General features: G+C 67.3%; 12 protein-coding genes. 10 read left to right on the top strand and 2 right to left on the bottom strand.

Going from position 1 to position 13,645, the window contains the following annotated elements; genetic code table 11:
• Positions 1-64: 64 nt before the first annotated feature.
• Positions 65-793, bottom strand: a complete 729-nt coding sequence (locus EPN59_RS19490; protein ID WP_293042575.1) for a YebC/PmpR family DNA-binding transcriptional regulator — start codon at positions 791-793, stop codon at positions 65-67.
• Positions 794-1,301: 508 nt separating this feature from the next.
• Positions 1,302-1,952, bottom strand: coding sequence for a uracil phosphoribosyltransferase (gene upp / locus EPN59_RS19485; protein WP_293042573.1), 651 nt, complete (start codon positions 1,950-1,952; stop codon positions 1,302-1,304).
• Positions 1,953-2,344: 392 nt separating this feature from the next.
• Here upp and EPN59_RS19480 point away from each other — a divergent pair, with 392 nt between their 5' ends.
• From EPN59_RS19480 to kdpE, 10 genes are all read left to right on the top strand, one after another.
• Positions 2,345-3,124, top strand: a complete 780-nt coding sequence (locus EPN59_RS19480; protein ID WP_293042571.1) for an SDR family oxidoreductase — start codon at positions 2,345-2,347, stop codon at positions 3,122-3,124.
• Positions 3,125-3,191: 67 nt separating this feature from the next.
• The gene (locus EPN59_RS19475; RefSeq protein WP_293042568.1) at positions 3,192-3,581 is read left to right on the top strand and encodes a methylglyoxal synthase; all 390 of its coding nucleotides are present in this window, start codon (positions 3,192-3,194) and stop codon (positions 3,579-3,581) included.
• A gap of 76 nt (positions 3,582-3,657) precedes the next feature.
• Entirely contained in the window at positions 3,658-4,632 is a 975-nt protein-coding gene (locus EPN59_RS19470) for a quinone oxidoreductase (RefSeq protein ID WP_293042566.1), read from the top strand.
• 184 nt (positions 4,633-4,816) lie between these two features.
• Positions 4,817-4,933: a potassium ABC transporter ATPase gene (locus EPN59_RS19465; RefSeq protein ID WP_293042580.1), complete on the top strand. Its 117-nt coding sequence runs from the start codon at positions 4,817-4,819 to the stop codon at positions 4,931-4,933.
• The gene (gene kdpF / locus EPN59_RS19460) at positions 4,930-5,022 is read left to right on the top strand and encodes a K(+)-transporting ATPase subunit F (RefSeq protein ID WP_293042563.1); all 93 of its coding nucleotides are present in this window, start codon (positions 4,930-4,932) and stop codon (positions 5,020-5,022) included. The genes EPN59_RS19465 and kdpF overlap by 4 nt, the downstream gene beginning before the upstream one ends.
• Complete coding sequence (gene kdpA / locus EPN59_RS19455; protein WP_293042561.1) at positions 5,019-6,824, top strand: potassium-transporting ATPase subunit KdpA; 1,806 nt, start codon at positions 5,019-5,021, stop codon at positions 6,822-6,824. Before kdpF ends, kdpA begins: the two co-directional genes overlap by 4 nt.
• 16 nt (positions 6,825-6,840) lie before the next feature.
• A complete protein-coding gene (gene kdpB, locus EPN59_RS19450; protein ID WP_293046622.1) occupies positions 6,841-8,955 on the top strand; it encodes a potassium-transporting ATPase subunit KdpB in 2,115 nt (704 codons plus the stop codon).
• Positions 8,956-9,004: 49 nt separating this feature from the next.
• Positions 9,005-9,583 carry a potassium-transporting ATPase subunit KdpC gene (gene kdpC / locus EPN59_RS19445; protein ID WP_293033927.1) on the top strand — a complete coding sequence of 193 codons (579 nt, stop codon included), beginning with the start codon at positions 9,005-9,007 and terminating at the stop codon, positions 9,581-9,583.
• Positions 9,584-9,770: 187 nt separating this feature from the next.
• Positions 9,771-12,809, top strand: a complete 3,039-nt coding sequence (locus EPN59_RS19440) for a DUF4118 domain-containing protein (protein WP_293033928.1) — start codon at positions 9,771-9,773, stop codon at positions 12,807-12,809.
• On the top strand, positions 12,802-13,500 hold the full coding sequence (kdpE, locus tag EPN59_RS19435; RefSeq protein ID WP_293033929.1) for a two-component system response regulator KdpE: 699 nt from the start codon (positions 12,802-12,804) through the stop codon (positions 13,498-13,500). The genes EPN59_RS19440 and kdpE overlap by 8 nt, the downstream gene beginning before the upstream one ends.
• Positions 13,501-13,645: the final 145 nt, after the last annotated feature.

Here is a 13,645-nt window from a genome sequence, read left to right as displayed (position 1 = left end):
CCGTGGTATCACACGCGGTATCACACTGACGTGGCGCTGCCGCCCCGGCAGGGCGCAGCCTGCGTCATTCTTCAGCGATCGAAGCGTTGGTGTACACGTCCTGGACATCGTCCAGGTTTTCCAGCGCGTCGAGCAGTTTTTGCATCTTCACCGCGTCGTCGCCCGTGAACTCGACTTCCGACTGCGGCTTCATCGTGACTTCGGCCACTTCCGCCTTGAAGCCCGCAGCTTCGAGCGCGGCCTTCACCTTCGGAAAATCGAACGGCGGGCAGACCACTTCGATGCTGCCGTCTTCGTTCGTCACGACGTCGTCGGCGCCCGCTTCGAGCGCGGCGTCCATGAGCTTGTCCTCGGGCGTGCCCGGCGCGAACACGAACTGGCCGACGTGATCGAACATGAATGCCACCGAACCGTCCGTGCCCATGTTGCCGCCGAACTTCGAGAACGCGTGGCGCACTTCCGCGACGGTGCGGGTGCGGTTGTCGGTCATCGTGTCGACGATGACGGCCGCGCCGCCGATGCCGTAGCCTTCGTAGCGGATTTCCTCGTAGTTCGCGCCATCGACGCCGCCGACGCCGCGCTGGATGGCGCGGTTGATGTTGTCCTTGGGCATGTTGGCGTCGTACGCCTTGTCGACCGCCAGGCGCAGGCGCGGGTTGGAGTCGATATCGCCGCCGCCCATGCGCGCCGCCACCTGGATTTCCTTGATGAGCCGCGTCCAGATCTTGCCGCGCTTCGCGTCAGTAGCGGCTTTCTTGTGCTTGATGTTGGCCCATTTCGAATGACCCGCCATACCTTTCTCCGTCGCATGCGCCAGCGCGGGCGCGTGCATTGTGCAATCTGCAGTTGTCGATGCGTGTTCGCGGGCGAGGCTGCGCAGTGCCGCCGGTGCGGCGCGTGGCCGGTACGCCCATGACTGGTTTGTCCGCCCGAAACGCGGTGCGCTCGCGAGCCAGGCTCCGTTTTGCGCCTGGCTGTGCTTCGTTGCGCACGGCTGCGGCGCGTATCCGGTTCGCGCGGGCCGCATGCGCGGGGTGGGCGCGCCGGACGCCACGTTCAGGTGGATCCGAATTTTATCACGGCGGCGTCATCGATCCGCGGCCCCCATGGCAGCGTGCAGGGCGCTCTTTGCGGCCCATTTGCGCGGGCGATTTGCCCGGGTGATGTGTGCGGATGTTTTGGCCGCTCCGGCTCACTTCGGCCCGCGTCGGTCCGCTTTGCGGCTGCCCGGCGCGACTGAGAGACGCGACCGAGAGGCGCGGCGCCGGGCAAAACCGCTCGCGGGGAACGCGCTGCCGTCGTCAGTTCTTCGTGCCGAAGAGCCGGTCGCCCGCGTCGCCGAGGCCCGGGATGATATAGGCGTGGTCGTTCAGATGCGAGTCGAGCGAGGCGACGTAGAGCTTCACGTCCGGATGCGCGCGCTGGAATACCTCGACGCCTTCCGGCGCCGCCACCAGCGCGAGGAACGAGATGCGCTCGCCCGTCACGCCGCGGCGCTTGAGCACGTCGACTGCGTGCGCCGCCGAGTAGCCGGTCGCGACCATCGGGTCGCACAGGATGAACGTCCGGTCTTCGAGGTCGGGCAGACGCACGAGATATTCGACCGGGCGATGGTCGTCGGCGCGATAGACGCCAATATGGCCCACACGCGCCGACGGGATCAGTTCCAGCAGTCCGTCCGACATGCCGACGCCCGCGCGCAGCACCGGCACGATCGCGAGCTTCTTGCCCGCGATCACGGGTGCGTCGACGTCGACGAGCGGCGTCGTGACGCGGCGTGTCGTGACCGGCAGGTCGCGCGTGATTTCATAGCCCATCAGCAGCGTGATTTCGCGCAGCAGTTCGCGGAACGTCCGGGTGGACGTGTCCTTGTCGCGCATGTGGGTGAGCTTGTGCTGGATCAGCGGGTGATCGAGGATGAAGAGGTTGGGAAAACGGCTGTCCTGTTTCATGGCGGGGCGCGCAAGGCTGCAAGAGGAATCGGGGAACCCGGGAATCCGGGAAAGCGCGTTGCCGCCGTGCGCGGCAGGCGGCCGAAGAGATGGCCGGCGCGGCTCGCGCAGCGCACTGGCCGCGCTACAGCGTGGAGTATACGGGATATGCCCGTGCTCCGGCGTGCCTGCGCCGGTCCCGGCTGGCGTGCGTCAAAGCCCGCGATGTCGCGCCAGGGCAGGCGCGGCGGGCGCGATTCTTCTAGAATCCGTAACAAGGCGGGGGCGGCTGCTGCAAGCGGCATGCAACCGTCGAGCAGCCTTCAAGCAATCAACGCTAAATCAACCCACCCGCGCGGCATGCAGGCAAGCGGCAGGCCAGCGGCACGCAAGCACGAAAGGACCGGATCACGATGGACATGGGCATCGCAGGACGTAGCGCGCTGGTGTGCGCGGCAAGCAAGGGCCTCGGCCGCGGCTGCGCCGAGGCGCTCGCCGCCGAGGGCGTCAACGTCACGATCGTTGCGCGCACCGCAGCGACGCTCGAGGAAACCGCCGCGCAGATCCGCGCGAATACGGGCGTCGAGGTGAAAACCGTCGCGTGCGACATCACCACCGCCGAAGGCCGCGCCGCCGCGCTCGCCGTCTGCGGGCAACCGGATATCCTCGTCAACAACGCGGGCGGGCCGCCGCCTGGCGACTTCCGCTCGTACACGCACGAGGCATGGACCGCCGCGCTCGAAGCGAACATGCTCACGCCGATCGCGCTGATCCAGGCCACCGTCGACGGCATGATCGCACGCGGTTTCGGACGCATCGTCAACATCACGAGTTCGTCGGTAAAAGCGCCGATCGACGTGCTCGGCCTCTCGAACGGCGCGCGCTCGGGGCTCACGGGCTTCGTCGCGGGCGTCGCGCGCCAGGTCGCGGCCACGGGCGTCACGATCAACAATCTGCTGCCGGGCGCGTTCGATACCGACCGCATCCAGGCCACGCTCGTCGCCCAGTCGCGCGCGAGCGGACGCCCGGTCGATGAAGTGCGCGAGCGCCGCCTCGCGTCGATTCCGGCGCGCCGTTTCGGCACGTCCGACGAGTTCGGCCGCGCCTGCGCGTTCCTGTGCAGCGTCCACGCGGGCTATATCACGGGACAAAACTGGCTGATCGACGGCGGCGCTTTCCCGGGCACCTACTGAGCGGGCACCTACTGAGTCGTAATTTCCGGCGTACCTTGACCACCTGAAACGAAGGAGCACCGAAGTCATGGCAACTCGCGTCGCGCTGATCGCGCACGACCACAAGAAAGACGACATCGTCAAACTGGCCGGCGAATTCGCCGATACGCTGCGTCACTGCGAGCTCATCGCGACGGGCACGACCGGTTCGCGCATCGAGGCCGCGCACGGGCTGAACGTCGAGCGCATGCTCTCCGGCCCGCACGGCGGCGATCTGCAGATCGGTGCGCAGCTTGCCGAGGGCCGCGTCGACATGGTGATTTTCCTGCGCGACCCGATGACGCCGCAGCCGCACGAACCGGACATCAACGCACTCGTGCGCGCGTGCGACGTGCACAACGTGCCGTGCGCAACGAATATCGCGACGGCGCGCATGATTCTCGACGCGCTCAAGGTGCGTGTTTCGGGCGCGGCCTGAGCGGCCCGCAGCGCACCGAAGCGCACCGAAGCGCCGCCATCAAGCTGCGGCGCGATCAACACAACAAGGAGACACGATGAGCAAGGCAATCCGAATCGAGCAGACCGGCGGCCCCGAAGTCATGAAGTGGGTGGATGTCGACGTGGGCGAGCCGGGCGAGGGCCAGGTGCGGCTCAGGCAGACTGCGTGCGGGCTCAACTATATCGACGTGTATTTCCGCACCGGTCTTTATCCGCAGCCGCTGCCCGCCGGGCTCGGCATGGAGGCGGCCGGCGTGGTGTCGGCGCTCGGCCCCGGCGTGACGGACCTCAAGGTGGGCGACCGCGTCGCGTACGTGGCGCGGCCGCCGGGCGCGTATGCCGAGGAGCGCGTGCTGCGCGCCGATCAGCTGATCCGCCTGCCCGATGCGATCAGCGACGAGGCCGCGGCATCGATCATGCTTCAGGGCCTCACCGCGCAATATCTGCTGCGCCGCACGTATCCCGTGAAGGCGGGCGACACGATCCTGATCCAGGCCGCCGCAGGCGGCGTCGGACTGTTTGTGTGCCAGTGGGCGAAGGCGCTCGGCGCGACGGTGATCGGCACCGTGAGTTCCGACGAGAAGGCGCAGATCGCGAAAGCGCACGGCTGCGATTACCCGATCGTGTACACGCGCGAGGATTTCGCCACGCGCGTGCGCGACATTACGCAAGGCGCGGGCGTGCCGGTGGTGTACGACTCGATCGGCAAGGACACGTTTGCAAAGTCGCTCGACTGTCTCGCGCCGCTCGGTCTCTTCGTGAGCTTCGGCAATGCGTCGGGTCCGCTGCCGCCGATCGATTCGTCCGAATTCGCCGGACGCGGCTCGCTCTTCTTCACGCGCCCGACGCTCTTCACCTATATGGCCAAACGCGCCGACTACGAGCGCATGGCCGCCGAACTCTTCGATGTCGTCGCTTCGGGCAAGGTGAAGACGTCGATCAACCAGCGCTATGCGCTCAAGGACGTCGCGCAGGTGCACGCCGATCTCGAAGCGCGCCGCACCACCGGCTCGACCATCCTCATTCCCTGATCGCCCCCGCCGCGGGTGTCTTTCACGGTAAAGGCGCGCAAGCCTCGCTTGCGCGCCTTTTTTCATGCGCTCGCCGCGTGCGTGTTTACGCGTTTTTTACGGGCATCCCGCGACCTTTAATCCGTTCTTGACGCGCAAACCCGTACTGTTCTCCATCTGAAATCGGTCAATGGAGAACACGACAATGGACGTGCTGTGCATCGGGGGGCTGGCGGTGTTCGCGGGGCTCACCTACGCGTTGCTCGCCGGCTGCGAGAAGCTCATGCAGTACGGGCGCGGCGAGCGGGGAGCCCGCTCATGACCTGGGTCCTGTGGCTGTCGGGTACGGCAACGCTGTTGCTGTTCGGCTATCTCATCTACGCGCTCCTGCGCGCGGAGGATATCGAATGAACGCCAGCAACTTGCTGCAGACCGGCATTTTCCTCGTCGTCCTGCTCGCGCTCGCCGTGCCGGTCGCGGGCTATATCACGCGGGTCCTCGACGGACGCTCGCGCGTCGTGCGCCTGTTCGCGCCGCTCGAAAATCTGCTCTATCGCATCGCGGGCGTCGATCCGCAAGCGGAGATGAACTGGAAGCGCTACGCGCTCGCCACGATCGCGTTCAACGTGCTCGGCGCGGTGTTTCTTTACGTGCTGCTGCGCATCCAGGGCTGGCTGCCGGGCAATCCGCAGCGGTTCGGCCCGATGACCGTGGACGGCGCGTTCAACACGGCTGTGAGCTTCGTCACCAACACGAACTGGCAGGACTACACGCCCGAGCAGACCGTGAGCTACCTCACGCAGATGCTCGGTCTCACCGTGCAGAACTTCCTTTCGGCGGCGACGGGCATCGTGGTCGTGATCGCGCTGATCCGCGGTTTTGCCCGCCACTCGATGCAGACCATCGGCAACTTCTGGGTCGATCTCACGCGTACCACGCTCTACGTGCTCGTGCCGATGGCGGCGGTCATCGCCGCGCTCCTGATGAGCCAGGGCATGATCCAGAACTTCAAGGCGTATCAGGACGTGCCGGTGCTTCAAACCACCACGTACGCGGCGCCGAAGCTCGACGCGCAGGGCACTCCCGTGAAGGACGCGCAGGGTAACGCCGTCACGGTCGATACGAAGGTCGCCACGCAGACCATCGCCATGGGCCCGGCCGCTTCGCAGGTCGCGATCAAGATGCTCGGCACCAACGGCGGCGGCTTCTTCAACGCGAACTCGGCGCATCCGTACGAAAACCCGACGCCGTTCTCGAACGTCGTCGAGATGTTGGCCATCCTGATCATTCCGGCGGCGCTCTGTCTCGTGTTCGGCAACGTCGTGGGCGACCGGCGCCAGGGCATCGCGGTGCTCGCCGTCATGACGATTGCCTTCGTGCTGGCCGTGGGCGTCGAACTCGGTGCGGAACAGGCGGGCAATCCGCTCTTCACGTCGCTCAACGTCGATCAGCACGCGAGCCTGCTGCAGGCGGGCGGCAACATGGAAGGCAAGGAGACGCGCTTTGGCATCGCGCAGACCAGCATCTTCGTGGTCGCGACCACCGCTGCGTCGTGCGGCGCCGTGAATGCGATGCATGACTCGCTCACGCCGCTCGGCGGCCTGGTTCCGATGCTCTTCATCCAGCTCGGCGAAGTGATCTTCGGCGGCGTCGGCTCGGGGCTCTACGGCATGCTCGTGTTCGCGCTGCTCGCGGTGTTCGTCGCGGGGCTGATGATTGGCCGCACGCCCGAATACGTCGGCAAGAAGATCGAGTCGTTCGAGATGAAGATGGTCTCGATCGTCGTGCTGCTCACGCCGATGCTCGTGCTGCTCGGCACTTCGATTGCCGTGCTCGCCGACGCGGGCAAGGCGGGCATCGCCAATCCGGGCACGCATGGCTTCTCGGAGATTCTCTATGCGTTCAGCTCGGCGGCGAACAACAACGGCAGCGCCTTCGCGGGCCTCACGGTGAATACGCCGTTCTATAACTGGATGCTCGCCATCGCCATGTGGTTCGGCCGCTTCGGCACCATCGTGCCGGTGCTCGCCATCGCGGGCTCGCTCGCCAGCAAGAAGCGTCTCGCCGAAACCGGCGGCACGCTGCCCACGCACGGACCGCTCTTCGTCGTGCTGCTGCTCGGCACCGTGCTGCTCGTCGGCGCGCTGACCTACGTGCCCGCGCTCGCCCTCGGCCCCGGCGTCGAGCATCTGATCATGATGGGCGTGCATTGAACAGGACTTCACCAACATGAATCAACATAGTGCTACACGGTCCATGTTCGATCCGGCGCTGCTGCGCCCGGCCATCGTGGACTCGTTCAAAAAACTCACGCCGCGCACCCAGCTTCGCAACCCGGTGATGTTCTGCGTGTACGTCGGCAGCGTGCTGACAACGATCCTGTGGATCGCCGCGCTCAACGGCCAGGCCGAGGCGCCGCAGGGCTTCATTCTCGCCATCGCGCTGTGGCTGTGGTTCACGGTCCTCTTCGCGAACTTCGCCGAAGCGCTCGCGGAAGGGCGCTCGAAGGCGCAGGCCGCGTCGCTGCGCCAGGCCAAGCGCGACGTCATGGCGAAGAAGCTCAACGAGCCGCATCCGAAAGCGCCGATCCGCATCATGACCGCGACCGATCTGCGTCGCGGCGACGTGGTGCTCGTGGAAACGGGCGATACGATCCCGGCCGACGGCGAAGTGATCGAAGGCGTCGCCTCGGTGGACGAATCGGCCATTACCGGCGAATCCGCGCCGGTGATCCGCGAGTCGGGCGGCGATTTTTCTTCGGTGACGGGCGGCACGCGCGTGCTCTCCGACTGGATCGTCGTGCGCGTCACGGCGAACCCCGGCGAAGCGTTCCTCGACCGCATGATCGCGATGGTCGAAGGCGCGAAGCGCAAGAAGACGCCGAACGAGATCGCGCTCACGATCCTGCTCGTTGCGCTCACAATCGTCCTGCTGCTCGCGACGGCGACGCTGCTGCCGTTCTCGATGTTCTCGGTCGAAGCGACGAAGGCGGGCCACGTCGTCACGATCACCGCGCTCGTCGCACTGCTCGTGTGCCTGATTCCGACCACCATCGGCGGGCTGCTTTCGGCGATTGGCGTGGCGGGCATGAGCCGCATGATGCAGGCCAACGTGATCGCCACGTCGGGCCGCGCCGTGGAAGCCGCGGGCGACGTGGACGTGCTGCTGCTCGACAAGACCGGCACGATCACGCTCGGCAATCGCCAGGCGTCGGCGTTCATTGCCGCTCCGGGCGTGACCGAAGAAACCCTCGCGGATGCGGCGCAACTCGCCTCGCTCGCCGACGAAACGCCGGAAGGCCGCAGTATCGTCGTGCTCGCGAAGCAGCGCTTCAATATTCGCCAGCGCGACATGGGCACGCTCCATCCGGTGTTTCTCTCGTTCAGCGCGCAAACGCGCATGAGCGGCGTGGATCTGCATCCCAACGGGACGGCCGCAGGTACGCCGGGCCGCGAGATCCGCAAGGGCGCGGCCGATGCGCTCAAGCACTACGTCGACTCCCACGGCGGGCGCTTCCCGGCTGAAGTCGATACGGCTGTGGACGACGTCGCGCGTCGCGGCAGCACGCCGCTCGTCGTCGCGCATCGCCCGCAGGATGGCGCGGCGCAGGTGCTCGGCGTGATCGAACTGAAGGACGTGGTGAAGGGCGGCATCAAGGAGCGCTTCGCCGAACTGCGCAAGATGGGCATCAAGACCGTGATGGTCACGGGCGACAACCGGCTGACGGCGGCGGCCATTGCAGCCGAAGCGGGCGTGGACGACTTCCTCGCGCAGGCAACGCCCGAGACGAAGCTCGCGACGATCCGCGAACACCAGGCGCAGGGCAAGCTCGTGGCGATGACCGGCGACGGCACGAACGACGCTCCGGCGCTCGCGCAGGCCGACGTCGCGGTGGCGATGAACACGGGCACCCAGGCCGCGAAGGAAGCGGGCAACATGGTCGACCTCGATTCGAACCCGACGAAGCTCATCGAGATCGTCGAGATCGGCAAGCAGATGCTCATGACGCGCGGCTCGCTCACGACGTTCTCGATTGCCAACGACCTCGCGAAGTACTTCGCGATCATCCCGGCGGCGTTCGCGACCACGTATCCGCAGCTGAACGCGCTCAACGTGATGCATCTCGCGACGCCGGCTTCGGCGATTCTCTCGGCGGTGATCTTCAACGCGCTCATCATCGTGCTGCTGATTCCGCTCGCGCTGAAGGGCGTGAAGTACCGGCCGCTCGGCGCCGCGATCCTGTTGCGCCGCAATCTGCTGATCTACGGCCTGGGCGGGATTCTCGTGCCGTTCGTCGGGATCAAGCTGATCGACATGGTGCTCGCCGCGTTCGGCTGGGTCTGATCCGCACGCGCTTGTTTATGAGCTATTCGATGAACATTCGGGAAAGAACATGAAATCGCTGTTTCGTCCGCTGATCGTGATCTTCGCCGTGCTGACGGCGATCACGGGTCTCGCGTATCCGGCCGTGATGACGGCATTCGGCCAGGCGGCGTTTCACCGCGCGGCCAACGGCAGCCTGATCGTTGCCGACGGCAAGGTGGCCGGGTCCGAGCTGATCGGCCAGCAGTTCGACGCGCCGCAGTACTTCTGGGGCCGCCTCTCGGCCACGTCGCCGAATCCGTACAACGCGACGGGTTCCGGCGGCTCGAACCTCGGCCCGACCAACCCGGCGCTCGCCGACGAGGTCAAAGGCCGCATCGCCGCGCTCAAGGCTGCGGGCAGCGATGTTTCCAGGCCGATCCCGGCGGACCTCGTGACGTCGTCGGCAAGCGGCCTCGATCCCGAGATTTCCCCGGCTGCGGCGGCGTATCAGGTGGAGCGCGTCGCGCGCGCGCGCCACCTGAACCCGGTTGACGTGCAGGCGCTCGTGGACCGCTATACGAAGGGGCGCCAGTTCGGGGTGTTCGGCGAGCCGCGCGTGAACGTGCTCGAGCTGAACCTCGCGCTCAACGGCAAAGCAGCCAGTTGAGCCGTGCAACGAACCGGAGCGCACGCCGCGCGCTTCACGCTGGGTGCGGTTTGCCATTTTTGTGGCGCGGTGCGACGATCAGCATCATGTCTCGCAGTGCTGAAGCATTGAAAGCTGCATCAAGCGCGGCATCGAAAGCGGCTGCATCGAAAGCGCCTGCGGCGCCCATCACGGAGACCCGGTCCGCATGAACCGCCCCGATCCCGACGAACTGCTCGACCGCCTCCAGCGCGACGAGGAAAAACGCCGCCGCGGCAAGCTGAAGGTTTTCTTCGGCGCCTCGGCGGGCGTCGGCAAGACCTACGCGATGCTGCAGGCCGCGCGCCGCCGCGCGGAGGAGGGCATCGACGTCGTCGTCGGCATTGTCGAGACGCACGGGCGCAGCGAGACCGCCGCGCTCATCGACGGCTTCGACGTGCTGCCGCGCGCGCAGATCGCCTGGCGCGGCCGCCAGATCGCCGAGTTCGACCTCGACGCCGCGCTCGCGCGCAAGCCGCAACTGATCCTCGTCGACGAACTCGCGCACTCGAACGTGCCCGGCGCACGTCACCTCAAGCGCTGGCAGGACGTCTACGAACTGCTCGACGCGGGCATCGATTGCTACACGACCGTCAACGTCCAGCACCTCGAAAGCCTCAATGACGTGGTCGGGCAGATCACGGGCATCCGCGTCCGGGAGACGGTGCCCGACCGCGTGTTCGACCACGCCGACGAAGTGACGCTCGTCGATCTGCCTGCCGAAGAGCTGCTCGACCGCATGCGCGACGGCAAGGTGTACATGCCCGCGCAGGCCGAGCGCGCGGTGCGCAACTTCTTTCGCAAGGGCAACCTGATCGCGCTGCGCGAACTGGCGCTGCGCCGCACCGCCGACCGCGTCGACGCGCAGATGCGCGAGTACCGCGCCGACCGCTCGATCCAGCACGTCTGGCAGGCGCGCGAGCGGCTGCTCGTGTGCATCGGGCCCGGTCCCGAGGCGAGCGCGCTCGTGCGCGCGGCGGCGCGGCTCGCGACGAGCCTGAAGGCCGACTGGATCGCGGTCTACGTCGAAACGCCGAAACTCCAGCGCCTGCCCGATGCGATTCGCGAACGCACGCTCGGCGCGCTGAAACTCGCCGCCGAGATGGGCGCGGAGACCGCAACGCTCGCGGGCGAGGACGCAGCGACGACGCTCGCGGGCTACGCCCGTCTGCGCAACGTGTCGAAGCTCGTTGCGGGCGGCTCGTTGCGGACGGGCGTTTCACGCTGGCTGCGCCGGCCGTTCGGCGAGCGGCTCGCCGAAAAGGCGGGCGACGTCGATCTCACGCTCGTACGCGCCATGGCGGGCGAGGCGGGCACTACGGGCACTACGGGCACCACCGCGCGCGAGTCGCAGGGCGAGGGCGCCGCGGCGCGCGCCGCCAACGCCTGGCGCGACGCGACGGCGGCAAAGAGCGGCCACCGCTCGCCGCCGCGCGCCTATGCGGCGGCGCTCGTGATCTGTGCGTGCGTCACGCTGGTCGCGAGCCAGTTGATCGATCGCATCGACCTCACCAATCTCGTCATGCTGTATCTGCTCGGCGTGATCTTCACGGCGACCAGACTCGGCCGCGGCCCCGGCGTGTTGCTCTCGTTCGCGAGCGTCGCGGCGTTCGACTTCTTCTTCGTGCCGCCGCGCATGTCGCTCTCCGTGACCGATACGCAGTACCTGCTGACCTTCGTCGGCATGCTGCTCACGTCGCTCGTCATCAGCCACCTCACGTCGAGCCTGCGCCGCGAAGCGAGTGTCGCGCAGCGGCGTGAGCAGCGCACGGGCGCGATGTATGCGATGGCGCGCGAACTGGCTGCGGCGCTCACGACCGAGCAGATCGTGGCGATCGGCCTGCGCCACGTGAGCGAGGTGTTCGGCGCGCGTGTCGCGATTTTGCTGCCGGACAGCGCGGACAAGGTGCAGCAGAAGATCGAGGAGCCCGATCCGCAGATCATGCTCGACGCGGCGCAGCTCGATCTCGACGTGGGCCAGTGGGTCTACGACCAGCAAAAACCCGCTGGCCGCGGCACCGACACGCTGCCCGGGGCGGCTGCGCGCTATCAGCCGCTCAAGGCGCCGATGCGCACGCGCGGCGTGCTCGCCGTCGTCACGCGCGATGCGCGCCAGTTGCAGGTGCCCGAGCAGCAGCGCATGTTCGATGCGTTCGCCGCGCAGATCGCGCTTGCGCTGGAGCGCGTGCACTACGTCGATATCGCACGCGACGCGCTCGTCAACATGGAGTCGGAGCGGCTGCGCAATTCGCTCCTGTCGGCCATCTCGCACGATCTGCGCACGCCGCTGACGGCAATCGTCGGGTTCTCGTCGATGCTCGCGCAAAAGCCGGTGCCCGGCGCGCCTGCGGATGCGCGTTCGGAGGAACTGATCGAGGCGATCCACGACGAGGCGCTGCGCATGACCGGCATCGTCACGAACCTGCTCGACATGGCGCGGCTGCAGGCCGGCAGCCTCAAGCTGAACCGCCAGTGGACGCTGCTCGAAGAGACGGTGGGCGCGGCGCTCGCGGCGTGCCGGCGCGTGCTGGCGCACCATCCGGTGCAGGTGGCGCTCGAAGCCGGGCTGCCGCTCCTGCAGCTCGACGCCGTGCTGATGGAGCGGCTCTTCTCGAATCTGCTCGAAAACGCCGCGAAATACACGCCGCCCGACACGCCGCTCGCCATCGGCGCGCGCCGCGTGGAGATGGGCGGCCAGCCGTGCGTGCGCGTGACGATCGACGACAGCGGGCCGGGCCTGCCGCCCGGCATGGGCGAGCGCGTCTTCGAGAAATTCACGCGCGGCGAGAAGGAATCGGCGAAGCCGGGCATCGGCCTGGGGCTCGCGATCTGCCGGGCGATTGTCGAGGCGCACGGCGGTACAATCGGCGCCGCGAATCGGCTCGATGCCGAAGGCCGCGTGCAAGGCGCATCGTTCTGGTTCGCGCTGCCGGTGGAGTCGCCGCCGCCGCTGCCTGATGGCGTCGATGAAGGTGTCGAGACCGGCGTCGCCGCCGATGTCGCCGATGAAGAAGCGGCGGCGCAAGCCGAGGGGCTCGCCGAGGCGGCGCGGATCGCGGATGAAGGCGCGTCCGCCTCGCCATCCGTCGTGCCGTCCGCAGGGCCCGCAGCGCCCGTGCCGCAGCGGGCCGCGCCCGCGCCGTCCGATCCGAACCCAAGCGTGAACCCAGGCGCGAAACCAGCCGATTCGAAACCGTCCCATGAGTGATCCGAGCGTCGCCGTTGTTCTGATCGAAGACGAAAAGCAGATTCGCCGCTTCGTGCGTGTGTCGCTGGAGGGCGAGGGGTTCGTCGTCCACGACGCCGAGACCGGCAAGCAGGGCCTCGTCGAAGCGGCCACGCGCAAGCCCGATCTCGTGATCGTCGACCTCGGCCTGCCCGACAGCGACGGCCTCGACGTGATCCGCGAGCTACGCGGCTGGAGCGATCTGCCGGTCATCGTGCTGTCGGCGCGCACGCAGGAGAGCGAGAAGGTTGCCGCGCTCGACGCCGGTGCGGACGACTACCTCACGAAGCCGTTCGGCGTCTCCGAACTGCTCGCACGGATTCGCGCGCATCTGCGGCGGCGCAATCGCGGCGGCGCGAACGAAGCGCCGCAGGTGAGCTTCGGCCCCGTGACGGTCGATCTCGGCCTGCGCACGGTCACGCGCGCCGGCGCGCCGGTCCATCTCACGCCCATCGAATACCGGCTGCTCGCCACGCTCGTGCGCGATGCGGGCCGCGTGCTCACGCACCGGCAATTGCTGCGCGAAGTGTGGGGGCCGTCGCACGTGGAGAGCAGCCACTATCTGCGGATCTACATGGCGCATCTGCGCCAGAAACTCGAACGCGACCCCGCGCAGCCCGAGCATATCGTCACCGAGACCGGCGTCGGCTACCGGCTCGTGGGCGTGCAATGACAGACGAAAGCGCTGTGCCGCAACGCGCGTGTCTATAATGAAGCGGTCATATCGCGAATTCTGAAACCCGTATCGCTTCGTATCCTGCCGTACCCTGAAACGCGCCGATGACGTTCCGGTGATGCGGCGAGCGCTGGCGCCCGAG

Source organism: Paraburkholderia sp. (assembly GCF_004298475.1).
Taxonomy (GTDB): domain Bacteria; phylum Pseudomonadota; class Gammaproteobacteria; order Burkholderiales; family Burkholderiaceae; genus Paraburkholderia; species Paraburkholderia denitrificans.
The sequence above is the reverse complement of the archived record's forward strand: the minus strand, read 5'-3'. Positions and strand labels throughout refer to the sequence as shown.